The sequence below is a fragment of the Pseudomonas sp. ESBL9 genome, assembly GCF_036668715.1.
Classification (GTDB): domain Bacteria; phylum Pseudomonadota; class Gammaproteobacteria; order Pseudomonadales; family Pseudomonadaceae; genus Aquipseudomonas; species Aquipseudomonas lundensis.
The window spans coordinates 126423-148485 of record NZ_JAZEVV010000009.1 but is presented as its reverse complement, the minus strand read 5'-3'; the positions used below and the strand labels follow the sequence as shown (position 1 = coordinate 148485).

Annotated in this window: 20 protein-coding genes and 3 pseudogenes; 3 read left to right on the top strand and 20 right to left on the bottom strand. The window is 59.4% G+C overall.

Annotation, left to right across the window (positions count from 1 at the left end):
• Positions 1-127 precede the first annotated feature (127 nt).
• Positions 128-904, top strand: a pseudogene (locus tag V6F78_RS20750) (IS5 family transposase); the annotation flags it as partial.
• A 338-nt stretch (positions 905-1242) separates the two neighbouring features.
• Here V6F78_RS20750 and V6F78_RS20745 read toward each other — a convergent pair.
• The 19 genes and pseudogenes from V6F78_RS20745 to V6F78_RS20655 form a co-directional block, all read right to left on the bottom strand.
• Positions 1243-1443: pseudogene (locus V6F78_RS20745) on the bottom strand (IS5/IS1182 family transposase); the annotation flags it as partial.
• Positions 1444-1515: 72 nt separating this feature from the next.
• Positions 1516-1953 carry a GNAT family N-acetyltransferase gene (locus V6F78_RS20740; protein WP_332728109.1) on the bottom strand — a complete coding sequence of 146 codons (438 nt, stop codon included), beginning with the start codon at positions 1951-1953 and terminating at the stop codon, positions 1516-1518.
• A gap of 55 nt (positions 1954-2008) precedes the next feature.
• Positions 2009-2547: pseudogene (locus V6F78_RS20735) on the bottom strand (IS66 family transposase); the annotation flags it as partial.
• Positions 2548-2606: 59 nt separating this feature from the next.
• Entirely contained in the window at positions 2607-2999 is a 393-nt protein-coding gene (locus tag V6F78_RS20730; RefSeq protein WP_047275900.1) for a DUF2802 domain-containing protein, read from the bottom strand.
• The gene (locus tag V6F78_RS20725; protein ID WP_047275901.1) at positions 3000-3482 is read right to left on the bottom strand and encodes a chemotaxis protein CheW; all 483 of its coding nucleotides are present in this window, start codon (positions 3480-3482) and stop codon (positions 3000-3002) included.
• An 80-nt stretch (positions 3483-3562) separates the two neighbouring features.
• A complete protein-coding gene (locus tag V6F78_RS20720; protein ID WP_332728107.1) occupies positions 3563-4417 on the bottom strand; it encodes a CheW domain-containing protein in 855 nt (284 codons plus the stop codon).
• A gap of 84 nt (positions 4418-4501) precedes the next feature.
• The gene (locus V6F78_RS20715) at positions 4502-5290 is read right to left on the bottom strand and encodes a ParA family protein (protein ID WP_047276175.1); all 789 of its coding nucleotides are present in this window, start codon (positions 5288-5290) and stop codon (positions 4502-4504) included.
• A 51-nt stretch (positions 5291-5341) separates the two neighbouring features.
• Positions 5342-6232 (bottom strand): flagellar motor protein MotD, encoded by an 891-nt coding sequence (gene motD, locus V6F78_RS20710; protein WP_332728104.1) that lies wholly within the window; start codon positions 6230-6232, stop codon positions 5342-5344.
• A 15-nt stretch (positions 6233-6247) separates the two neighbouring features.
• On the bottom strand, positions 6248-6988 hold the full coding sequence (locus V6F78_RS20705; RefSeq protein ID WP_047276173.1) for a flagellar motor protein: 741 nt from the start codon (positions 6986-6988) through the stop codon (positions 6248-6250).
• A complete protein-coding gene (locus V6F78_RS20700; protein WP_047294500.1) occupies positions 6988-8133 on the bottom strand; it encodes a protein-glutamate methylesterase/protein-glutamine glutaminase in 1146 nt (381 codons plus the stop codon). The genes V6F78_RS20705 and V6F78_RS20700 overlap by 1 nt, the downstream gene beginning before the upstream one ends.
• Positions 8134-8182: 49 nt before the next feature.
• Entirely contained in the window at positions 8183-10420 is a 2238-nt protein-coding gene (locus V6F78_RS20695) for a chemotaxis protein CheA (RefSeq protein WP_332728101.1), read from the bottom strand.
• Between the two features lie 11 nt (positions 10421-10431).
• The gene (locus V6F78_RS20690; RefSeq protein ID WP_047294505.1) at positions 10432-11220 is read right to left on the bottom strand and encodes a protein phosphatase CheZ; all 789 of its coding nucleotides are present in this window, start codon (positions 11218-11220) and stop codon (positions 10432-10434) included.
• Positions 11221-11241: 21 nt separating this feature from the next.
• Positions 11242-11613 (bottom strand): chemotaxis response regulator CheY, encoded by a 372-nt coding sequence (locus V6F78_RS20685; RefSeq protein WP_162199707.1) that lies wholly within the window; start codon positions 11611-11613, stop codon positions 11242-11244.
• Positions 11614-11820: 207 nt separating this feature from the next.
• Positions 11821-12561 (bottom strand): RNA polymerase sigma factor FliA, encoded by a 741-nt coding sequence (fliA, locus tag V6F78_RS20680; RefSeq protein ID WP_047275918.1) that lies wholly within the window; start codon positions 12559-12561, stop codon positions 11821-11823.
• On the bottom strand, positions 12558-13391 hold the full coding sequence (gene fleN / locus V6F78_RS20675; RefSeq protein ID WP_047275920.1) for a flagellar synthesis regulator FleN: 834 nt from the start codon (positions 13389-13391) through the stop codon (positions 12558-12560). The genes fliA and fleN overlap by 4 nt, the downstream gene beginning before the upstream one ends.
• A gap of 119 nt (positions 13392-13510) precedes the next feature.
• The gene (gene flhF / locus V6F78_RS20670) at positions 13511-14824 is read right to left on the bottom strand and encodes a flagellar biosynthesis protein FlhF (RefSeq protein ID WP_047275922.1); all 1314 of its coding nucleotides are present in this window, start codon (positions 14822-14824) and stop codon (positions 13511-13513) included.
• 10 nt (positions 14825-14834) lie between these two features.
• Positions 14835-16964: a flagellar biosynthesis protein FlhA gene (gene flhA, locus V6F78_RS20665; protein WP_203305434.1), complete on the bottom strand. Its 2130-nt coding sequence runs from the start codon at positions 16962-16964 to the stop codon at positions 14835-14837.
• 171 nt (positions 16965-17135) lie between these two features.
• Complete coding sequence (locus V6F78_RS20660) at positions 17136-17405, bottom strand: hypothetical protein (RefSeq protein WP_047294509.1); 270 nt, start codon at positions 17403-17405, stop codon at positions 17136-17138.
• A 362-nt stretch (positions 17406-17767) separates the two neighbouring features.
• Entirely contained in the window at positions 17768-18337 is a 570-nt protein-coding gene (locus tag V6F78_RS20655) for a hypothetical protein (RefSeq protein ID WP_047275926.1), read from the bottom strand.
• Positions 18338-18514: 177 nt separating this feature from the next.
• Between V6F78_RS20655 and V6F78_RS20650 the strand changes: the two genes are divergently transcribed.
• A complete protein-coding gene (locus tag V6F78_RS20650; protein ID WP_332728098.1) occupies positions 18515-19585 on the top strand; it encodes an RHS repeat-associated core domain-containing protein in 1071 nt (356 codons plus the stop codon).
• Positions 19586-19806: 221 nt separating this feature from the next.
• Positions 19807-20907: an RHS repeat-associated core domain-containing protein gene (locus V6F78_RS20645; RefSeq protein ID WP_094990433.1), complete on the top strand. Its 1101-nt coding sequence runs from the start codon at positions 19807-19809 to the stop codon at positions 20905-20907.
• A gap of 17 nt (positions 20908-20924) precedes the next feature.
• Here V6F78_RS20645 and flhB read toward each other — a convergent pair whose 3' ends face one another.
• Positions 20925-22061 carry a flagellar biosynthesis protein FlhB gene (gene flhB / locus V6F78_RS20640; protein ID WP_047294514.1) on the bottom strand — a complete coding sequence of 379 codons (1137 nt, stop codon included), beginning with the start codon at positions 22059-22061 and terminating at the stop codon, positions 20925-20927.
• Positions 22062-22063 lie beyond the last annotated feature (2 nt).

The following is a 22063-nucleotide window of genomic DNA, read 5'->3' as shown; positions in this document are numbered from 1 at the left end:
CGATATCAGCCATTTTTTGATGCATCGCTACAATTGGATTAGGCCTCATCAATTCAACGATGGGTTGGCTCCAGCGCGGGCCGAGGAAAAACTTAAAGTCGTGTCCGGGATAAGTTGACCACTACAGTTCGGTTACAGCGATCCTGCGATGGAAGAAGCGCTGTACGAGACGACGATCTTGCGCCAGTTTTCCGGTCTGAGCCTGGAGCGGATCCCAGATGAAACTACCATCCTCAACTTCCGTCGCCTGCTGGAAAAGCACGAGTTGGCCGCTGGTATTCTCGGCGTGATCAATGGCTATCTGGGCGACCGTGGCTTGTCGCTGCGACAAGGCACCATCGTCGATGCCACGCTGATTCATGCGCCCAGTTCGACCAAGAACAAGGACGGCAAACGCGACCCGGAGATGCATCAAACCAAGAAAGGTAACCAGTATTACTTCGGTGCCAAAGCTCACATTGGTGTCGACGATGAGTCAGGGCTGGTGCACAGCGTGGTGGTCACTGCGGCCAACGTCGCGGACATAACCCAAGTCGACAAACTGCTACACGGTGCTGAGAACGTGGTCTGCGCCGATGCAGGCTATACCGGTGTCGAGAAGCGCGAAGAGCATGCGGGACGCCACGTCATCTGGCAGATTGCAGCCCGGCGCAGTACCTACAAAAAACACGGTAAACGCTGCGCGCTGTACAAAGCGATGCGCAAGATCGAGAAAGCCAAGGCCCAGGTTCGCGCCAAGGTTGAGCATCCATTTCGAGTGATCAAGCGTCAGTTTGGTTATACGAAAGTGCGTTTCCGAGGCTTGGTGAAAAACACTGCTCAGATGGTGACGCTGTTCGCCCTGTCGAACCTTTGGATGGCGCGTCGATATTTGCTCTCCAGCGCAGGAGAGGTGCGTCCGTAATGAGGGAAATAGCTGCTGCGAGGAGCGTTCAGCGGAAAAAATGGATGGAATAGGCGGCAGACGTGATCGGTTTTGAACGGCTGCCGTTTTTTGAAAGCACCTATGGCTCAGCAGTCGAAAAATAGCGGCCTACTTCAGACCATCCTTAGCGCCTTCGCTTAACGTCGAACTACTCAAGCCCCCATCACGCTAGGGAGGGTCTGAAATACTCACTGATTCTTGCGGCCCTCGCTGCCCGAGGGTTCAAAAATCTAGCTCGGCCGAGTAATTCAGACCTTTTGGCCCTTCACTCATGATTATTTCCAATAACCGTGCCTTTCCAGGGCAATTAACTCGCATTACGGGCGCAGCTCACCCATACCCAACAACCGCTTTCGCATCATCCAAAGGTTAGACAAGGCAAATAGCGTGGCCTGTTGCGCGATGTTTTTAGACACGCCACGAAAGCGCACTTTCGTATCGCCAAACTGACGCTTGATCACGCGAAACGGATGTTCAAGCCTGGCCCGTACCTGCGCTTTCGCGTACTCAATCTTGCGTACGTCCGCCAAACATACCTTGCGCAATTGGCCGGGCGCCCATCTTACCGTCTCGATACCTTTATTCTCGCTTTACTTCAGTTGCTTCTCAAAACGAATGTCACCTTCCGGTAGGTTTTTCACGGGCTGCCAGCCAAGTTTTCTATAGAATCCGCTCGCACGGCTTGCTTCAGCGGTTTCTAACCATATCTTCTGATGGCGTTGAAATAGACAAGTCTCTGCTTTGTACATCAGATTGCGCCCCAATCCGTACCCTTCGAATTCCGGCAAGACGAAGACCGCGAACACGCAACCCTCTTCAATATCGACCATCGAAAAACCGACTGGAACACCACTGACCTCCGCGACCCAAGTGCACGGAGTCTCTGAAATTGCCTGACTTATAGCTTCAGGCGTTATGCCTATCTCCGTTAACTGATCTTGAGATAAGTGATTTTCCCGAACACTGGTTCGAATCTTAAAAATCGCATCGATATCGGCAAGTTTGGCAAGCCGGATTACTGCGTCCATGGCATCTTCCTTTTTTCTATCCGTGTGATGAAAGCATCCTTACCTATCCGGGCTATCAAGGGTGGCTCCAATTGTGTGGCAACAACTCCCCAATCTCACGTGCCCGCTGTGTCGGCAGTCGTGCCAGCACATCCTTCAGGTATGCAAACGAATCATGCCCATTCATACGCGCCCATTGGATCAGACTCATGATCGCCGCCGCCCGCTTACCGCTGCGCAACGAACCGGCGAACAACCCGTTGGAACGCCCAAGAACCCATGGCCTGATCTGGTTTTCGACGGCATTGATATCTATAGGCACAGCACCGTCTTCCAGGTAGCGCGTCAGCGCTACCCAGCGTTTAAGACAGTAATCCAAGGCTTTGGCTATTGCTGATCCGTTGGGCACAAGATCGCGATGAGGCAGCATCCACTCGTGCAGTGCTTTCGCCAACGGCGCTGCTTTTTTTCTTGCTGTATTCGGCGGCGATCCTCATCACTCATCTCGCGCGCCTGGCGCTCAACTTCGTACAGGCCGCCAATCGAGTGCAGTGCCTGTTCGGCCAGTTGGCTTTTATTCGCCGCGTGCAGATCGAAAAACTTGCGACGCGCATAGAAGGCTGCGAACTTTTTATGATTAAAAGATCGCAGCCAACACCCACGCGTATTTACGGTTAGCCTTTGTGCATCTTGCTCATCAGCTCGGCTTCGGCCTGGGTCAGGCCGCAGGACTCGGTCAGTTCGTCGATGCTGGCGCCCATGCCCACCAGGCGCGCCGCCTGGGAAAACGACAGACTGGTCGGGTCGCGCTGTTCCAGCTGGGTGAGTTTCTCGGGCAACGGTGCCACCACCGCACGCAGTTCATGCAAGTCTTCACCCATTTGCACGCTGCCATTCTGGTAGGTGTCCAGCCGCCGCCCCAGCTCCTTGATGCGCTGATCACGCAGCGCATCCCCCGCGGCCTGTTGCGCCGCGATCAGGCGCTGGCTGCGAACGTAGGACACGAACATCCACACCGTCAGCCCCCACAACAGGCCCAGGACTATTACCGCCACCTCAAGCATCAATCAGATGTTCTCCAGGTCCGACCATTCTTCTTCGCTCATCATTTTGTCCAGCTCAACCAAAATCAACAGTTCGTTGTTTTTGTTGCACACGCCCTGGATAAACTTGGCGGACTCTTCGTTGCCGACGTTCGGCGCCGTTTCGATTTCAGACTGGCGCAGGTAAACCACTTCCGCCACGCTGTCGACCAGAATCCCGACCACTTGCTTGTCGGCTTCAATGATGACAATGCGCGTGTTGTCCGTGATGTCGGCGTTCATCAGGCCGAAACGCTGGCGGGTGTCAATGACCGTCACCACGTTGCCGCGCAGGTTGATGATGCCCAACACGTAGGAAGGCGCACCCGGCACAGGTGCGATTTCGGTGTAGCGCAACACTTCCTGCACCTGCATCACGTTGATGCCGTAGGACTCGTTGTCCAGCTTGAAGGTAACCCATTGCAGGATCGGATCTTCGGACGACGCCTTTGCACTTGACTGATTCATACCCCAAACCCCTGACTAAATACCGCTTAAGCGGCGAGTGTGCTGTCTGACCGCGCCATGGGCCCGGTCGTTATGTTGTGTTACGTCTGTGGCACGGACGCCGCCTTGCTCATATGCTTGACCGCACCACTGGCGATCAGCTCGGCCAGTTCGGCCACATCCAGCAGCGCGCACATGTGTTCGATCACGGTGCCCGCCAGCCATGGCCGCTGGCCACGCTGCGTGCGCCATTTGATTTCACTGGGGTCCAGGCGCAACGAACGGCTGACCTGATGCACCGCCAGCCCCCATTCGTAGCCCTGAACCGATATCACGTACTGCAAGCCTTCGCGGAAATCGTCGCGGTAGCGGTCGGGCATCACCCAGCGCGCCGTATCGAGCACTTTGAGGTTGCCACTCTGGCTCGGCAGAATGCCGAGAAACCAGTCCGGCTGGCCAAATAATGGCGTCAACTCACGGCCGGCCAGCGAATAAATCGAACCCAGGCACACCAGCGGCACGGCCAAGGTCAGCCCGGCCACATCGAACAACAGGCACTCGAAGGGCTCGGCGGCCCAGGCCGGGCGCCCGGCGCTGTGCACGGGCGCCTGACCGCCCGGCGTAGCGGGCAGGTGCACCTGCACCAGCGGCTGCACCAGCGGCTGGGCCACGGCGTCGGGCGTGTCGGCCACACTCGCCGCCTCGGCGGGCACGACGTCCGGCGCACGCAACGGCACCACCACCGCAGGCACCACCACCGCATCGCGCACCTGCTCTTCGAGCACGGCGGCGGCAAAGTCATCGAGTTCAACCGGTTCGGCCACGGGCAACGGCGCGATCGGTTCTGGCTCGGGCTCGACCCACAACAGCTCTTGCGTGGCCTCTTGCAACAAACCGTCGAGGTACGACTGCAACGCCAATTGCGGACGCGTAGGAATCATTACAGGTTGCTTCATAACGTGACCCACATCCCGTACTCGCTCGCGTAGCCTTTGAAGGTTATCGGCCGTATTACTTTGTTACTTGAATGCATGCGCACCTCAGGCCACCTGCGGCGACAGCTGGCGGCTGAGCAGGTGCTTGAGCAAGGCGCGATAGGCCACCACGCCCCGGCTCTTGGGATCGAATTGCGACGGCGCAAGGCCCGCCCGGCTCGCATCGCGCAAGCGCGTGTCCACGGGGATGTAGCCTTGCCAGATGGTGTCGGGGTACAGATCGCGCAACACCCGCAACGTGCTCATGGACGCCTGGGTGCGGCGGTCGAACAAGGTCGGGACGATGCTGAACGGCAGCTCTTGCTTGCGCGAGCGGTTAATCATCGCCAGCGTGTTGACCATGCGCTCCAGGCCCTTGACCGCCAAATGCTCGGTCTGCACCGGGATCACCAACTGCTGGCTGGCCGCCAGCGCATTGACCATCAACACGCCCAACAACGGCGGGCTGTCGATGATCGCGTAATCGTAGTCTTGCCACAGCTGCGCCAGCGCGCGGGCGATCACCAGACCGAGGCCGCTCTGGCCCGGCGACTGACGCTCCAGCGTGGCCAGCGCCGTGCTCGACGGCAGCAGGGAAATATGGTCATTGCTGGTGGGCAGCAACAGTTGCCCCGGCAAGCCTTCAGGCACCTGCCCCTTGTGCAGGAACAGGTCGTAATTGCTGTGCTCAAGGGCATCGGGGTCATAACCGAAGTAGCTGGTCATCGAGCCGTGGGGGTCCAGATCGACCACCACCACGCGCTTGCCCGCCTCGGCCAGCAAACCGGCCAGTGCAATGGATGTGGTGGTCTTACCGACGCCACCTTTTTGATTGGCTACTGCCCAGACTCTCATTAGCGTGTTCCTCCCGGCGGCAAAACGCCCTGGCCGAGAATTGGCATTCAGTTAAAGGGCCGGCGACGGAGAATTGACGGCATTCCCGCGAACCGGCGGCGTTGATACCGGCGGTGCAGTTTGTGTGCCAGCACGCTTCAAGGCCGCATCGGGCGTTGCATGCGCGGTTCCGGTACCGGTCAGGCTACGGCGCACATCCAGGTTGCGCGAGACCACCAACACCACCCGCCGGTTCAGCGCACGGCCTTCGGGGGTGGCGTTATTGGCCACCGGCTGAAACTCGCCATAGCCCACCGACGCCATGCGGGCCGGGTTGACCCCTTGCATGGCCAGCATGCGCACGATGCTCGCCGAACGGGCCGACGACAGTTCCCAGTTGGTGGGGTACTGCGCCGTGCGTATCGGCAAGTCGTCGGTGAAGCCTTCGACGTGAATCGGGTTATCGAACGGTTTGAGGATCGCCGCCACCTTGTCGATGATGCTGAACGCCACGTCGCTGGGCATCGCATCGCCGCTGCCAAACAGCAGGCTGGAGTTGAGTTCGATCTCGACCCACAGCTCATTGCCGCGCACAGTCAACTGGTTGGACGCAATCAGGTCGCCAAACGCCTGGGTGATGTCATCGGCGATGGTTTTCAGCGGATCGCGGTTGATCTGCCCCAGCCCGGCGTCCGTCTGGTCGCTGTCTTTGACCAGGGGCTTGGCCGGCTGGATGGTCAATGGCCGCTCTTCACCAATGGGGATGGGCTTGAGCGTGCGTTCGGCGTCGTTAAACACCCCCACCAGCGCCTGAGAGATGATTTTGTACTTGCCTTCGTTGATCGATGAGATCGAGTACATGACCACAAAAAACGCGAACAACAAGGTGATGAAGTCCGCGTAGGACACCAGCCAGCGCTCGTGATTGACGTGTTCTTCAGGCTGCCGACGGCGACGGGACATAGCGCAAACTCTCCATTAATCCATGAAGCCCTGAAGCTTCAACTCAATGGAACGCGGGTTCTCACCTTCGGCGATCGACAGGATGCCTTCGAGCAACATTTCGCGGTAACGCGACTGGCGCATGGCAATCGACTTCAGCTTGCTGGCAATGGGCAACAGAATCAGGTTGGCACTGGCCACGCCATAGATGGTGGCGACAAAGGCCACCGCGATGCCGCTGCCCAACTGTGTCGGGTCGGCCAGATTGCCCATCACATGGATCAAGCCCATCACCGCACCGATGATGCCGATGGTCGGCGCATAGCCGCCCATGCTTTCGAACACTTTCGCGGCTTCGATATCGCGGCTTTCCTGGGTCATGAAATCGACTTCCAGAATGCTGCGAATCGCTTCGGGCTCGGCGCCGTCCACCAGCAACTGCAAGCCTTTGCGCGAATAATCGTCGGGTTCGGCATCTGCCACGCCTTCCAGGCCCAGCAGGCCTTCCTTGCGCGCGGTGAGGCTCCAGTTGACGACGCGGTCCACGCCGCCCGCCAGGTCAATGCGCGGCGGGAAGAAAATCCAGACCACGGTGTGCATGGCGCGCTTGAACGCGCTCAACGGCGACTGCAACAACGCGGCGCCGATGGTGCCACCCAGCACGATCAGGGCCGCCGGGCCATTGGCCAGCGCACCCAGGTGACCGCCTTCAAGGTAATTACCGCCGATGATGGCCACGAAGGCCATGATGATGCCGATCAGGCTCAGTACATCCATCAGTGACACGCCTCGACCAAGTGCTTGCCGATGTCATCCAGGCTGTACACCGCGTCCGCCAGGTTGGCTTTGACGATGGCCATGGGCATGCCGTAGATCACACAACTGGCCTCGTCCTGCGCCCAGACGTTGCTGCCGCCCTGCTTGAGCAGGCGCGCGCCTTCGCGGCCATCGGCGCCCATGCCGGTCAACACCACCGCCAGCACTTTATCGCCGTAGGACTTGGCCGCTGAACCGAAGGTGATGTCCACACACGGTTTGTAGTTCAGACGCTCATCGCCCGGCAGGATACGTACCGCGCCACGCCCGTCGATCATCATTTGCTTGCCCCCCGGCGCCAGCAGCGCCAGGCCCGGACGCAGGATGTCGCCGTCTTCGGCTTCTTTCACACTGATGCGGCACAGTTTGTCCAACCGCTCGGCAAACGCCTTGGTGAACGCCGCAGGCATGTGCTGCACCAGCACGATGGGCGCCGGGAAGTTGGCTGGCAACTGGGTCAATACCCGCTGCAAGGCCACCGGCCCCCCCGTGGAGGTGCCAATCGCCACCAATTTGTAGGCTTTGCGCTTGGGCGCTGGCGAGTTCGCGGTGGCCGCCGGGGCGGGCGCACTGCGGCTGGCAATCGGCGTGGTGCGGGTCGGTGCCGGGGTGGCAGGCGTGCCCGCTGGCGCAAAACCGCTGACCGCCGGGCGTGGCGCGGGCGTCGGGGTGTGCGGCTGGGGTGCGCTGTAGCTGGAAAAACGGCGGTTGCTGCGCGAGATGGTGTGCACCTTCTCGCACAGCAGTTGCTTGACCTTATCGGGGTTGCGCGAAATGTCTTCGAAGTTTTTCGGCAGGAAATCCACGGCCCCGGCGTCCAGTGCATCCAGCGTGACGCGGGCACCTTCGTGGGTCAGGGAAGAGAACATCAACACCGGGGTCGGACACTTTTGCATGATGTGGCGCACGGCGGTAATGCCGTCCATCATCGGCATCTCGTAGTCCATGGTGATCACGTCCGGCTTGAGCGCCAGCGCCTGATCAATCGCCTCTTTGCCATTGGTGGCGGTGCCGATCACTTGAATCGTCGGGTCAGCGGACAGAATCTCCGAGACGCGGCGGCGGAAAAAACCAGAATCATCCACCACCAGGACCTTGACTACCATAAACACTCCGTTAGGCGGCGCGGGACGCAACCGCCCCGCTCCACCAGAATCAAATACGCCGTGCGGCGTAGCGTTTGAGCATGCTCGGCACATCCAGAATCAAGGCAATACGGCCATCACCGGTAATGGTGGCGCCCGACATGCCCGGCGTGCCCTGGAGCATTTTGCCCAACGGTTTGATGACCACTTCTTCCTGACCGACCAACTGATCGACCACGAAACCGATGCGCTGCGTGCCCACCGACAGAATCACCACATGCCCTTCACGCTGCTCTTCGTGGGCAGCCGAAGCCACCAGCCAGCGCTTGAGGTAGAACAACGGCAGCGCCTTGTCGCGCACGATCACCACTTCCTGGCCGTCCACCACATTGGTGCGCGACAGGTCGAGGTGGAAAATCTCGTTCACGTTGACCAGCGGGAAGGCGAACGCCTGATTGCCCAGCATCACCATCAGGGTCGGCATAATCGCCAGGGTCAGAGGCACCTTGATCACAATCTTCGAGCCCTGGCCCAGGGTCGAATAGATGTTCAGCGAGCCGTTGAGCTGGGCGATTTTGGTTTTCACCACGTCCATGCCCACGCCACGGCCCGACACGTCGGAAATCTCGGTTTTGGTCGAGAAGCCCGGCGCAAAAATCAGGTTGTAACAGTCGGACTCGCTCAGACGATCGGCGGCGTCCTTGTCCATCAGGCCTTTCTTCACGGCAATGCCGCGCAGAATATTGGCGTCCATGCCTTTGCCGTCATCGGAGATGGACAGCAGGATGTGGTCGCCTTCCTGTTCGGCCGAGAGGATCACCTTGCCGCAACGGGACTTGCCTGCCGCTTCGCGTTCTTCCGGGGTTTCACAACCGTGGTCGACCGCGTTGCGCACCAAGTGGACCAGCGGGTCGGCCAGGGCCTCGACCAGGTTCTTGTCCAGGTCGGTTTCTTCGCCCACCAGCTCAAGGGTGATTTCTTTCTTGAGCTGACGCGCCAGATCGCGAACCAGCCGCGGGAAACGGCCGAACACTTTCTTGATCGGCTGCATCCGGGTCTTCATCACCGCGGTTTGCAGGTCGGCGGTCACCACGTCGAGGTTGGACACCGCCTTGGACATGGCTTCGTCATTGCTGTTGAGGCCCAGGCGCACCAGACGGTTACGCACCAGCACCAACTCGCCGACCATGTTCATGATGTCGTCCAGGCGCGCCGTGTCGACCCGCACCGTGGTTTCTGCTTCCGAAGCCGCCGGTTTGTCCGGGTGGGCCGCTACAGCGCGGGCCGGGGCGACCGGGCGCACTGCCGGTTCAGGCTTGCTTGCCACGGCGGCGGCCGCTGCAGGCGCTGGCGCGGGCTTGGCCGCAGCCGGCTGGGCAGGGACTTGCGTGAACGTGCCTTTGCCGTGCAACTCGTCGAGCAACGATTCAAATTCGTGGTCGGTGATGTGGTTCGGGTTGCCCGGTGCCGCATCAGCCGGCGCGGCAGCCGCTGGTGCCGCTGGTGCCGCAGGGGCAGAGGCATCCAGTGCATCGGCACTGAACGACCCTTTACCGTGCAACTGATCGAGCAAGGCTTCGAATTCGTCGTCGGTGATTTCGTTGCTGGCGGGCGCGGCCGGTTCCACCGGTTGAGCAGCGGGCGTCGCAGCCACGGCGTCCGGCGCAAACTGGCCTTTGCCGTGCAATTGGTCCAGCAGGGACTCAAACTCGGCGTCAGAAATTTCGTCGCTGCCCGGGGCGGATGTCGCCGCCTGCTCAGGCGTGGCCACAGGCGTCGCCGCCCCGCCCGCTGCCGCTTGCGCCTTGACCGAGTCCAGCAACAGCTCGAATTCGTTATCGGTGATGTCACCGCTGTCTGCGGCCACCGGTTCTGGCGCAGGCGCCACGGCCACGGGCTCCGGGGCGGCGGGTGCCGCTGCGGGCTCGGCCAGGCGCGCCAGGGCAGCCAGCAACTCCGGCGTCGCGGCGGTGATCGGTGCGCGCTCGCGCACTTCACTGAACATGCCGTTGACCGCGTCCAGCGCTTCCAGGATCACGTCCATCAGCTCCGAATCGACGTGTCGCTCACCCTTGCGCAGGATGTCGAACACGTTCTCGGCGATGTGACAGCACTCCACCAGCTCGTTGAGCTGGAGGAAGCCGGCGCCCCCTTTTACAGTGTGAAAACCGCGAAAAATTGCATTGAGCAGGTCGGCATCATCCGGTCGGCTTTCCAGCTCGACCAGTTGTTCGGACAACTGCTCTAGAATTTCGCCGGCTTCAACCAGGAAATCCTGAAGGATTTCTTCATCGGCGCCGAAGCTCATGTACGTGCTCCTTAGAATCCAAGACTTGAAAGCAAATCGTCTACATCGTCCTGACCGGACACGACGTCATCACGCTTATCGGCATAAATCTGCGGACCTTCACCCTGCGCCAGGTTTTTTTGCGGATTATTTTCTGCCCGCAGTGCTTCGCGGTCATGCTCGATCCCTGCGAAACGGTCAACCTGACTGGCCATCAACACCAGTTTGAGCAGATTGCTTTCAACTTCAGTCACCAGCTGCGTGACCCGCTTGATCACCTGACCGGTGAGGTCCTGGTAATCCTGAGCCAGCAAAATGTCGTTCAGGTTGGCGGCGACCACGTGGCTTTCTTCTTCGCTACGCGTCAGAAAACCGTCAACCCGACGTGCCAGATCCCGAAACTCCTCGGCACTGAGCTCGCGACGCATGAAACGCCCCCACTCTGCGCTCAAGGTTTTGGCTTCAGCGCCCAGGCCATTGACCACGGGCGTGCTGTTCTCCACCAGGTCCATGGTGCGGTTGGCCGCCGCTTCCGTTAAGCGCACAACATACGACAAACGTTCCGTGGCATCCGTGATCTGCGACACTTCTTCGGCTTGCGGCATGTGCGGGTCAATGTGGAAGTTGACGATTGCACTGTGCAGCTCGCGCGTCAGCTTGCCGACTTCGCGGTACAGGCCCCGGTCGCGCGTCTGGTTCAATTCGTGAATCAGCTGCACGGCGTCGCCAAACTGGCCTTTTTCAAGGCTGTCGACCAACTCGCGAGCATGTTTTTTCAAGGTCGATTCAAAATCGCCCTGGCTAGCCTCTTTATGCTCCATAACGCCCCCGTGGCGAGTCGATCAACCGATGCGTTCGAAGATTTTTTCGATCTTCTCTTTGAGTGCCAACGCAGTGAACGGTTTGACGACATAGCCGTTAACACCGGCTTGCGCCGCTTCGATGATTTGCTCGCGCTTGGCTTCGGCCGTCACCATCAGCACGGGCATGTGCTTGAGTTTTTCATCCGCGCGCACGTGGCGCAGCAGATCGATGCCGGTCATGCCCGGCATGTTCCAGTCAGTCACCAGAAAGTCGATATGACCTTGATTGAGGATCGGTATCGCCGTGGTGCCATCGTCGGCCTCAACGGTGTTGGTGAACCCCAGGTCACGCAGCAGGTTTTTAATGATCCGCCGCATCGTCGAAAAATCATCAACGATGAGGATTTTCATATTCTTGTCCAATTCGACCTCCAAGCAGTCTTAAAACGCGTCCAGCACCTGGGCGCGCCATTCAATCAATTCAGTAAACCTTAACCCTGTAGCCGCCACCGCCGACTGCGACGCGGATGCAGCGACCGTCTGTGACAGAAGGTCTTGCGGCCTTATCGCAGCCTGCGGCAGCGGCTACAGGGGGTCAATCGTGTGGACGGCGGCGTCTCAGCGCGCTCGCCATTCCGCCAGGCGCCCGCGCAAACGCGCGGCACACTGGCTGTGTAACTGGCTGACACGCGACTCGCTCACGCCCAGCACCTCACCGATTTCCTTGAGGTTGAGTTCTTCGTCGTAGTACAGCGCCAGCACCAGCCGCTCGCGTTCCGGCAAGTTGGCGATGGCCTCGGCCAACGCGCCCTGGAAACGTTCGTCTTCCAGGTCGCGCGACGGCTCAAGGTGAGCACTGGCGCCGTCCTCGTGCAGCCCTTCATGCTCGCCGTCCTGCAACAGGTCGTCGAAGCTGAACAGGCGGCTGCCCAGGGTGTCATTCAAAATGGCGTAATAATCATCAAGGCTTAAATTGAGTTCGGCCGCAACTTCGTGATCTTTAGCGTCACAGCCGGTTTTTGCTTCAATTGCCCGAATTGCGTCGCTGACCATGCGCGTATTGCGGTGGACCGAGCGGGGAGCCCAGTCGCCCTTTCGCACTTCATCAAGCATCGCGCCACGGATACGAATACCCGCGTAGGTTTCGAAACTTGCACCTTTGCTGGCGTCGTATTTGGTCGACACTTCGAGCAGGCCGATCATCCCGGCCTGAATCAAGTCTTCAACCTGCACACTGGCCGGCAGACGCGCCAGCAGGTGGTACGCAATGCGTTTGACCAAAGGGGCGTAGCGTTCGATCAGCTCGTACTGGCTGTCGCGCGATGACTTGCTGTACATGCGATAGCCGCTTGCTGTCATGGAGACGTACCTACATTGGTTTGCTGCACCAGACGCTCAACAAAGAACTCCAGGTGCCCACGGGGATTGGCAGGCAATGGCCAGGTGTCAACTTTCTGTGCAATGGCCTTGAACGCCAGCGAGCATTTGGAGCGCGGGAACGCTTCGTACACGGCGCGCTGCTTTTGCACTGCCTTGCGCACACATTCGTCGTACGGCACGGCGCCTACGTATTGCAGGGCGACGTCCAGAAAACGGTCGGTGACTTTGGTCAGCTTGGCGAACAGGTTGCGCCCTTCCTGCGGGCTCTGGGCCATGTTGGCCAACACCCGGAAGCGGTTCATGCCGTAATCGCGGTTCAGCAACTTGATCAACGCATACGCATCGGTGATCGAGGTCGGTTCGTCGCACACCACCAGCAGCACTTCCTGCGCGGCGCGCACAAAGCTGACCACCGATTCGCCAATCCCGGCGGCGGTGTCGATCACCAGCACGTCCAGGTTGTCACCGATCTCGCTGAAGGCCTGAATCAGCCCCGCATGCTGGGCCGGGCTCAGGTGAACCATGCTTTGGGTGCCCGACGCCGCGGGCACGATGCGAATCCCGCCGGGCCCAGGCAGCAGCACATCGCGCAGCTCGCAACGGCCCTCGACCACATCGGCCAGGGTGTATTTGGGGGTCAGCCCCAGCAGTACGTCGACGTTCGCCAACCCCAGGTCAGCGTCCAGTAACATCACTCGTCTGCCCAGCTCGGCAAGAGCCAGCGACAAGTTGACTGAAACGTTAGTTTTACCGACGCCACCCTTGCCGCCGGTCACTGCGATCACCTGTACGGGATGCATGCTGCCCATGATCTTTCTTTACCTTGTCTTACTTAGACGCGGCTACAGAGGCTGGCTGCGGGTTCCTCAACGGGAACAGGATGTGCAGACCATCAATGTAGGTACATTCCAACGTAATCATCACTGCCTCAGCCGACCCGTTTGGAAGGGCTGTGGTAGATATCAGCGAACATGTCGGCCATCGCCTCTTCGCTGGGTTCTTCCTGCATTTGCACACTCACCGCACGGCTCACCAACTGGTGACGACGCGGCAGATGGAGATCGTCCGGGATACGCGGACCGTCCGTGAGATAGGCCACTGGCAGCTCGTGGCTGATGGCCAGACTCAACACTTCACCCAGGCTCGCCGTCTCATCCAGTTTGGTCAGGATGCAACCGGCCAGCCCGCAACGTTTATAGCTGTGGTACGCCGCCGCCAGCACTTGTTTCTGGCTGGTGGTGGCCAATACCAAATAGTTTTTGGACTTGATGCCGCGCCCCGCCAGGCTTTCGAGCTGCAGGCGCAACGCCGGGTCACTGGCTTGCAGGCCCGCCGTGTCCACCAGCACCACGCGCTTGCGCACCAGCGGCTCCAGGGTTTGCCCCAGCGACTGGCCGGGCGCCACGTGCGTGACGGGCACATTGAGGATGCGGCCCAGGGTTTTGAGTTGCTCCTGCGCGCCAATCCGGTAACTGTCCATGCTCACCAGCGCAATGTTTTGCGCGCCGTACTTGAGCACATAACGCGCCGCCAGCTTGGCCAGGGTGGTGGTCTTGCCCATGCCTGCCGGGCCGACCATGGCAATCACGCCGCCGTCTTCAAGCGGTTCGACTTCAGGCGTGGCGATCATGCGGGCCAAATGGGCCAACAGCATGCGCCAGGCCTGACGCGGCTCTTCAATCTCGGTCACTTGCTCCAGCAAGTCGCGGGCCAGCGGGCCGGACAAGCCGATGCGCTGCAAACGGCGCCACAGATTGGCTTGTGCCGGTTTGCTGCCTTGCAACTGATTCCAGGCCAACGAACCCAACTGCACTTCGAGCAACTCGCGCAAGCCATTGAGTTCAAAGCGCATGGTGTCGAAGGCGCGTTGGTCCATGCTCGGCGCGGCCGGGGCTGCGGGACGTGGCGGCTCGTCGAACGTCGGCTCGATCAGTGGCTCGGCGGCGGTCAGGGGCAAACCGGCAAACAATTGCCGACTGACATCCGACTCGCCCTCAGCGCGCATGCTCAACTCGGCCTGGGCCGACACAATGCGCGACTGGGTCTTGCGCAGTTCTTCTTCGAGTTCGACATTCGGCACACGGGGCGCCAGCGCGGACAACTTGTAGTCCAGCGCAGCGGTCAACTCAACACCGCCAGCAATGCGGCGGTTACCAATAATGGCGGCATCAGCCCCCAGCTCATCACGAACCAGTTTCATGGCCTGACGCATATCGGCGGCGAAAAAACGCTTCACTTGCATAAACCAAACCTCAGCCGTTCGGGCCTACTGTCGCAACGATGGTGACTTGCTTGTTGTCAGGGATTTCCTGGTACGCCAGCACATGCAGGTTCGGCACGGCCAAACGGCCAAACCGCGACAACATCGCGCGGACCGGGCCGGCCACCAGCAGGATCACCGGATTGCCTTGCATCTCTTGGCGTTGCGCGGCGTCGATCAACGAACGCTGCAGTTTTTCAGCCATGCTCGGCTCCAGCAGAACGCCCTCTTCCTGACCTTGCCCTGCCTTCTGCAGACTATTGAGCAATATTTGTTCCAACCTTGGCTCCAGCGTGATAACTGGCAGCTCAGACTCAACGCCTACAATGCTTTGGACGATGGCACGGGACAAACCAACCCGCACGGCGGCCACCAAAGCGGCGGTATCTTGACTCTTGTGCGCATTGTTCGCGACGGCTTCGGCAATACTGCGAATGTCACGCACCGGCACCTGTTCGGCCAACAGCGCCTGCAACACTTTGAGCAGCTGCGACAGGCTCAGCACACCCGGCACCAGCTCTTCAGCCAGTTTAGGCGAGGCTTTGGCCAGCAACTGCATCAACTGCTGCACTTCTTCATGACCAATCAGCTCATGAGAGTGTTTGTAGAGGATCTGGTTCAAATGCGTGGCCACCACAGTGCTGGCGTCCACCACGGTGTAGCCCAGCGATTGCGCCTGACTGCGCTGGCTGACTTCGATCCACACCGCTTCGAGGCCAAAGGCCGGGTCCTTGGCGGTAATGCCGTTCAACGTGCCGAACACCTGACCGGGGTTGATCGCCAGTTCGCGGTCGGGATAGATCTCGGCCTCGGCCAGAATCACCCCCATCAGGGTCAAGCGGTAGGCGCTGGGCGCCAGGTCGAGGTTGTCGCGGATATGCACGGTCGGCATCAGAAAGCCCAGATCCTGGGACAGCTTCTTGCGCACGCCCTTGATTCGCGCCAGCAATTGGCCACCCTGGTTGCGGTCCACCAGCGGGATCAAGCGGTAGCCCACTTCCAGGCCGATCATGTCGATGGGGGTTACGTCATCCCAGCCCAGCTCTTTGGTGTCTTGCGCACGGGCAGGTGACGGCAGCAGTTCCTGCTGGCGCTGAACTTCCTGCAGGGCCTGAACCTTGACGGCGTTTTGTTTTTTCCACATCAGGTATGCGACACCACCGGCAACGGCGGCCAGGCTCAGGAACGCGAAGTGCGGCATGCCGGGCACGGCGCCCATTACGGCCATCAACCCGGCGGACACCGCCAGCGCTTTGGGCGAGGCGAACATCTGGCGGCTGATCTGCTTGCCCATCTCTTCGGAGCCCGAGGCACGGGTCACCATGATCGCGGCGGCCGTGGACAGCAACAGCGAAGGCAGCTGCGCCACCAAACCGTCACCGATGGTCAGCAGCGCATAGACTTTACCGGCATCAGCGAAGGTCATGCCGTGCTGGAACATGCCCACCGCGACGCCGCCGATCAGGTTGATAAACAGGATCAACAGACCGGCGATGGCGTCACCGCGCACGAACTTGCTGGCACCGTCCATCGAGCCGTAGAACTCGGCTTCTTGAGCGACTTCCTGACGGCGGGATTTGGCCTGGTTTTGATCGATCAACCCGGCGTTCAGGTCGGCGTCGATGGCCATTTGCTTACCGGGCATGGCGTCGAGGGTGAAACGCGCGCTCACTTCGGAAATACGCCCGGCGCCCTTGGTCACCACCACGAAGTTGATGATCATCAAAATCGCGAACACCACGATACCGACCACGTAGTTGCCGCCGATCACCACCTCGCCGAACGCCTGGATCACCTTACCGGCCGCGCCGTGACCTTCTTGGCCGTGGAGCATCACCACCCGCGTCGACGCCACGTTGAGCGCCAGGCGCATCAGTGTCGCCACCAGCAGGATGGTCGGGAACACGGCGAAATCCAGTGGGCGCAAGGCGTACACACACACCAGCAGCACCACAATCGACAGCGCAATGTTGAAGGTAAAGAACACGTCCAGCAGGAACGCCGGGATGGGCAACATCATCATGGCCAGCATCACCAGCAACAACAACGGCACGCCCAACTGCCCCTGACCCAGACCGGTCAGACCGTTGCGTGCGGTGTTGATTAACTGAGAGCGATCCAATGACATTGCGGGAAACCTTTAGCAAACTTTTGACGCCATGTGCGCCGTGGAGCCTGCCTCTGCAAGAAGCCTTCCAACTTTGGCAAATGGCCACCTGCCAGTGAAAAAACCTTGGCTTCAAGGGCAAACACCCTCTCCCGTCAGGAGAGGGATGGGGTCAGAGGCACCCTGTCAGGCGGGCCTGAGGCGCCAGCCCAGCACATCGAGCAGATCGCAGCCATCGCGCAGCAACAGCATGGCGGTGGTGGCCAGGTGCCTGAGGTCGACCTGATCGGCGTGTTCCAGGTCACGGCTCGCAAAGGTTTCCATCAGTTGCGTGACCGCCAGCACACGGGCTGCGGCGTTGGCGTGCAAGACGTCCAGCGGGGCGTTACGGTCAATCAGCAAGGCAGGGATGGTGCAATCGATGGCAGTCAGCGGGATGTAGGGAGCGTTCGGCATGAGGAAAGTCCAATGGTTAGATGCATAAGCCACCTTTCGTCGCCAAACAAAGGGGTGGCAGCTGTGCGCGGGTTGGCGAACCGGTTAACCATAGAAACCCGGCAGACTCGAAAGTCTCCCACGCACAACCGCCATAAAGTCCTACAGGGCACGGATTGTACGCGCAAAGACTCATGACGCTTCTGCATCTACGGTTAAGTTCCGAGTCGCCAAACCCGGTCGCCATGTGGGCGAGCGCGGACTATAAGCGCCGGCACAGACACCCGGCAAGCAGCAAACCTGTCTGAAGTGGCTGATAAGGCTGCGGGGCGACGCCCCCTCTTGCACACGTCATACGCGCGCCCATCACCCACACGCCAGGTTCAGTTCCAACGCCATTCCCCCAAGTCGATGACTAGGCACGCACTGCTGCTGGCCCCGAACACCACATCAATCTTGCGGTTGGGCTGATAGCGCTCCGACCCGCGCCCGCCAATCAAAATATCCCCGCAGCGCCCGTCCCGCGTGTGCGGCCGATCCTTCCACACCGGCACACTGTCGAGCTTCAACTGGCGCACCAAGTTGCACAGGATAAAACTGCGCGCACAGATTCCGTTGATCCCTTCCGAGCTCAATGACTTGCGTAAAAATCGCAAAATCGTCTCGCGCTCTTTCTCGCACCGCTCCAGCACGGCGGCGTAATACGCCTCGTGGCCACAGCCCTGCGGCACCGTCGGCAGCGAAATCACCGCCAGCAGGTTGGCGCCCTCGGTACTGAACCCCACCACATGTTGATCGAGCGCCTGATCCAGCCAAAAAATCGCAAACGTACCCTCCAGCGCGGGGAACGCCGGAAACAACCCCTCCAGCTCAGCCATGGCCAGACCATGGGCATCACTCAGGGCATAGGTTTTGACCGACGCATCAGGGATCAGGGTTAACTCGATGGGCATCGCGCATCTCCATTGCCAGTTAAAAACGCCACGGCGCGCTCTTTCCACAGTTAAGCAGGTTTGGGCAAACCCACTACTGGCAACATTGACAGGGTGACCACCTGATAGAACTGCCAGTACCCGTGACGCCTGCTCGCGCTCATCATCAAGCACTCCTCAACGCGCGCGAGAGCTTCCATGAAAAAAGCACTGCTGTGCAGTTATCACTACGACCCGCTTGATCGGCTGACGGGTTTGCTGCCCGACGCACAGGCACCACGACAACGCTTTTATCGGCAAAACCGGCTCGCCACGGACATCCAGGGCGACGTGCGGCACACCATCCTGCAGCACGGCGACCAATTGCTTGCGCTGCAGAGCCGTGATGCAACGTCATCCGCCAGCACCCTGCTTGCCACCGACGCGCAACACTCCGTGTTGCATACGCTGAGTGCGACAGAACAACAGGCAATGGCTTATTCGCCTTATGGCCATCACCCAACCGCGGGCGCCAATCAGCATCTTTGGGGGTTTAACGGCGAGTGCGCAGACCCGGTGACCGGCCATTATTTATTGGGCAACGGGTATCGGGCGTTTAACCCCGTATTGATGCGCTTTAACAGTCCGGACAGTTGGAGCCCATTCTCTATGAGTGGAGTGAACACCTACACCTACTGCAGGAACAGACCCATAAACAGTAATGACCCAAGCGGTCATTTCACTCTTTTCATAGGGGCACAGCTCATACGCTGGTCTCGACGCGCACAAGCAAGGCTCGTACAAACCACAGGCGTTATTTATTTAGCACCCAATCGAAACAGTCTCTCACGCTACACACTCAGTCCAGGAGTAACGCCTGTCGCCGCCGTTACTGCACGCGCAAAGATGTTCAAAGTGCACGAGCTAGGCAATGTCGTGAATTTTAAAATCAACACCCACTCAGAGCGTTTAACCGCGGCCAAATCGCAATATTTGAGCCTTAAAGATACGACAGGCCAATATTTAAGTGCCTATCCAAATATTCAAGAGATACTGCCTAAAAAAATACATCACCTTGCCACTCCTCGTCCTGAGAGCGAGTCCTACCCCTTTCTTAAAAATATAGAAATAGATAGAAATGGGCACTTACGACATAGATCAGAACCGTCAAATTCACACTTTTTAAACTATTCAAACAAACTGAGTTCAGATGCCGAAAACCTTTGGAACACCTACAATATTGAATATCTCAACATCAAAAATGCCCATTTCATAAGGACTTTCCCCTAAAAGGGTGTAGACAAAATAAAGTTAACTCCTTACCTCTCTTCTATACAGCATTGCCATGCTTAAAACGGGACGCCCGCCCGCAATTGCTGCGGAGCATTACCCACTGCTGACCACCCACTACTGACAACCTTCACAGGGTGACCACCTGATAGAACTGCCAGTACCCGTGAGACCCGCTAGCGCTCACCATCAAGCACTCCTCAACGCGCCCGAAACCTTCCATGAAAAAAGCACTGCTGTGCAGCTATCGTTACGACCCGCTTGATCGGCTGACGGGTTTGCTGCCCGACACACAGGCACCACGACAACGCTTTTATCGGCAAAACCGGCTCGCCACGGACATCCAAGGCGACGTGCAGCACTCCATCGTGCGGCACGGCGACCAGTTGTTAGCGCTACAGCGCCGTGATGCAACGTCATCGACCTGCACCCTGCTCGCCACCGACCCGCAGCACTCCGTGCTGTATACGCTGAGTGCGACAGAACAACAGGCAATGGCTTATTCGCCTTATGGCCACCATCCAACTGTGGGCGCCAATCAGCATCTTTTGGGGTTTAACGGCGAGTGCGCAGACCCGGTGACCGGCCATTATTTATTGGGCAACGGCTATCGGGCGTTTAACCCCGTATTGCTGCGCTTTAACAGTCCGGACAGTTGGAGTCCATTTGGCAAGGGCGGGATCAATTGCTACCGCTACGGCTTGAATAACCCGGTCAACTATCGAGATCCTTCAGGACACGCTGTCGTTTTTTGGAGTAGCGCTTTTGCTATAGAGGGCATTGCCGCATCGATGGCAGGCATGGCCCTTGCGCTCAGCAGCCCTGCCCGCACCAACGCCAGTGCGGTGGTCGCTTATGGCAGCGGGGCGCTGGGGGTGCTGTACGGGGGCGTTGCACTCAGAATGCCGGGAACAACCTTTGGAGAGGTGATGGCCGGCGCCAGCTCCGCACTGGGCGTGGTCTCCATGACGATGGGCAGACGTGCAAGTCGCCAGGGTTTTCGCGCACTGTCCAGACGAAGCTCCCTAGACTCAATGGAAGAGGCTTTAGATCGTGTGCCACCGCCCTATCTACCCCCTCTGCCCGGTTTTCAATCAACACCTGTACCCTGCCTTCGTTCATCGCTTCCTGACTTTGAGAGTTTATCACTTGAAATACAGCGCGGGCCTCGCGGCCAAGTTCCTGAGTACACCCCCATCAGCCAGGCATATGCATTGACAACACCTCGAAAAGTGAGAGTCAGAATGAGTAACTTACCTGAAGTCCATAGAAACACGAAAGTTGCGAAGACCGGCGCGGGGATTAGAGAGACTCAACTCTAAATCCGCAGAAAAACACGTCACTCATCCCGCCGCAAATCTGGCGGGATGGGCAGGTCGCTGAGCGGGTCAGGCCGCTTGCCCTTGCCCGCCTGATGCTGGCGGATCTGGTAGACGTACGCCAGCACTTGGGCCACGGCCAGGTACAAGCCGGCAGGGATTTCCTGGTCCAGTTCGGTGGAGTAGTAGATCGAACGCGCCAACGCCGGGGATTCGAGCAGCAGGATGTCGTGCTTGGCGCCGATTTCCCGGATTTTCAGCGCCAGAAAGTCGCTGCCTTTGGCCAGCAGCATCGGCGCCGCGCCTTTCTCGGGGTCGTATTTGAGGGCGACGGCGAAGTGGGTCGGGTTGGTGATGATTACATCCGCATCCGGGATGGCGCTCATCATGCGCCGCTGGCTCATGTCGCGCTGGGTCTGGCGGATGCGCTGTTTGACTTCCGGGCGCCCTTCCTGATCCTTGTGTTCGTCGCGCACTTCCTGCTTGGTCATCAGCAGTTTTTTGTGGCTTTCCCACAGCTGCACGGGCACGTCCACGGCGGCAATCAGGATCAACCCGCAGGCCATCCACAACGCACTCCAGGCCACCACTTGCAGGCTGTGAATCACCGCTGATTCCAGCGGTTCGTGGGCGATGCGCTGCAAGTCGTCGATGTCGGCCTGGAGCACCATCAACGCCACGATCAGGATGATGAAGAATTTGGCCAGCGCCTTGAGCAGTTCGACCAGCGCCTTGGCCGAGAACATGCGCTTGAGCCCCGCCGCCGGGTTCATGCGGCTGAACTTGGGCGCCAGGCTGCCCGCCGCGAACAGCCAGCCACCCAGTGCAATCGGCCCGATCAGGGCGGCAATCAGCAAGGTGATGAGCACGGGCTGGAGCGCGATCAACGCGATTTTGCCCGAGTGCAGCAGGAAGGCGCCCATGGAATCGGGGTTGAGCAGCGCTTCACGGCTGATGCTGAAGTTGTAGCGCATGATTTCCATCATGTCCTGCGCCAGCGCACCGCCAAAGATGATCAGGCCGATGGACCCGGCGAGCATGATGGCCAGCGTATTCAGTTCTTTAGAGCGTGCGATCTCGCCCTTTTCCCTGGAGTCTTTTTTTCGTTTCTCCGTGGGGTCTTCTGTTTTATCGGCGCCACTCTCGCTTTCGGCCATGG

Bases quoted from the DNA above. Each gene is read 5' to 3' on its own strand.
- V6F78_RS20740 (WP_332728109.1), bottom strand. From the start codon at position 1,953: ATGGACGCAGTAATCCGGCTTGCCAAACTTGCCGATATCGATGCGATT.
- V6F78_RS20725 (WP_047275901.1), bottom strand. From the start codon at position 3,482: ATGAATCAGTCAAGTGCAAAGGCGTCGTCCGAAGATCCGATCCTGCAA.
- V6F78_RS20720 (WP_332728107.1), bottom strand. From the start codon at position 4,417: ATGAAGCAACCTGTAATGATTCCTACGCGTCCGCAATTGGCGTTGCAG.
- V6F78_RS20715 (WP_047276175.1), bottom strand. From the start codon at position 5,290: ATGAGAGTCTGGGCAGTAGCCAATCAAAAAGGTGGCGTCGGTAAGACC.
- motD (WP_332728104.1), bottom strand. From the start codon at position 6,232: ATGTCCCGTCGCCGTCGGCAGCCTGAAGAACACGTCAATCACGAGCGC.
- V6F78_RS20705 (WP_047276173.1), bottom strand. From the start codon at position 6,988: ATGGATGTACTGAGCCTGATCGGCATCATCATGGCCTTCGTGGCCATC.
- V6F78_RS20700 (WP_047294500.1), bottom strand. From the start codon at position 8,133: ATGGTAGTCAAGGTCCTGGTGGTGGATGATTCTGGTTTTTTCCGCCGC.
- V6F78_RS20695 (WP_332728101.1), bottom strand. From the start codon at position 10,420: ATGAGCTTCGGCGCCGATGAAGAAATCCTTCAGGATTTCCTGGTTGAA.
- V6F78_RS20690 (WP_047294505.1), bottom strand. From the start codon at position 11,220: ATGGAGCATAAAGAGGCTAGCCAGGGCGATTTTGAATCGACCTTGAAA.
- V6F78_RS20685 (WP_162199707.1), bottom strand. From the start codon at position 11,613: ATGAAAATCCTCATCGTTGATGATTTTTCGACGATGCGGCGGATCATT.
- fliA (WP_047275918.1), bottom strand. From the start codon at position 12,561: ATGACAGCAAGCGGCTATCGCATGTACAGCAAGTCATCGCGCGACAGC.
- fleN (WP_047275920.1), bottom strand. From the start codon at position 13,391: ATGGGCAGCATGCATCCCGTACAGGTGATCGCAGTGACCGGCGGCAAG.
- flhF (WP_047275922.1), bottom strand. From the start codon at position 14,824: ATGCAAGTGAAGCGTTTTTTCGCCGCCGATATGCGTCAGGCCATGAAA.
- V6F78_RS20660 (WP_047294509.1), bottom strand. From the start codon at position 17,405: ATGCCGAACGCTCCCTACATCCCGCTGACTGCCATCGATTGCACCATC.
- V6F78_RS20655 (WP_047275926.1), bottom strand. From the start codon at position 18,337: ATGCCCATCGAGTTAACCCTGATCCCTGATGCGTCGGTCAAAACCTAT.
- V6F78_RS20650 (WP_332728098.1), top strand. From the start codon at position 18,515: ATGAAAAAAGCACTGCTGTGCAGTTATCACTACGACCCGCTTGATCGG.
- V6F78_RS20645 (WP_094990433.1), top strand. From the start codon at position 19,807: ATGAAAAAAGCACTGCTGTGCAGCTATCGTTACGACCCGCTTGATCGG.
- flhB (WP_047294514.1), bottom strand. From the start codon at position 22,061: ATGGCCGAAAGCGAGAGTGGCGCCGATAAAACAGAAGACCCCACGGAG.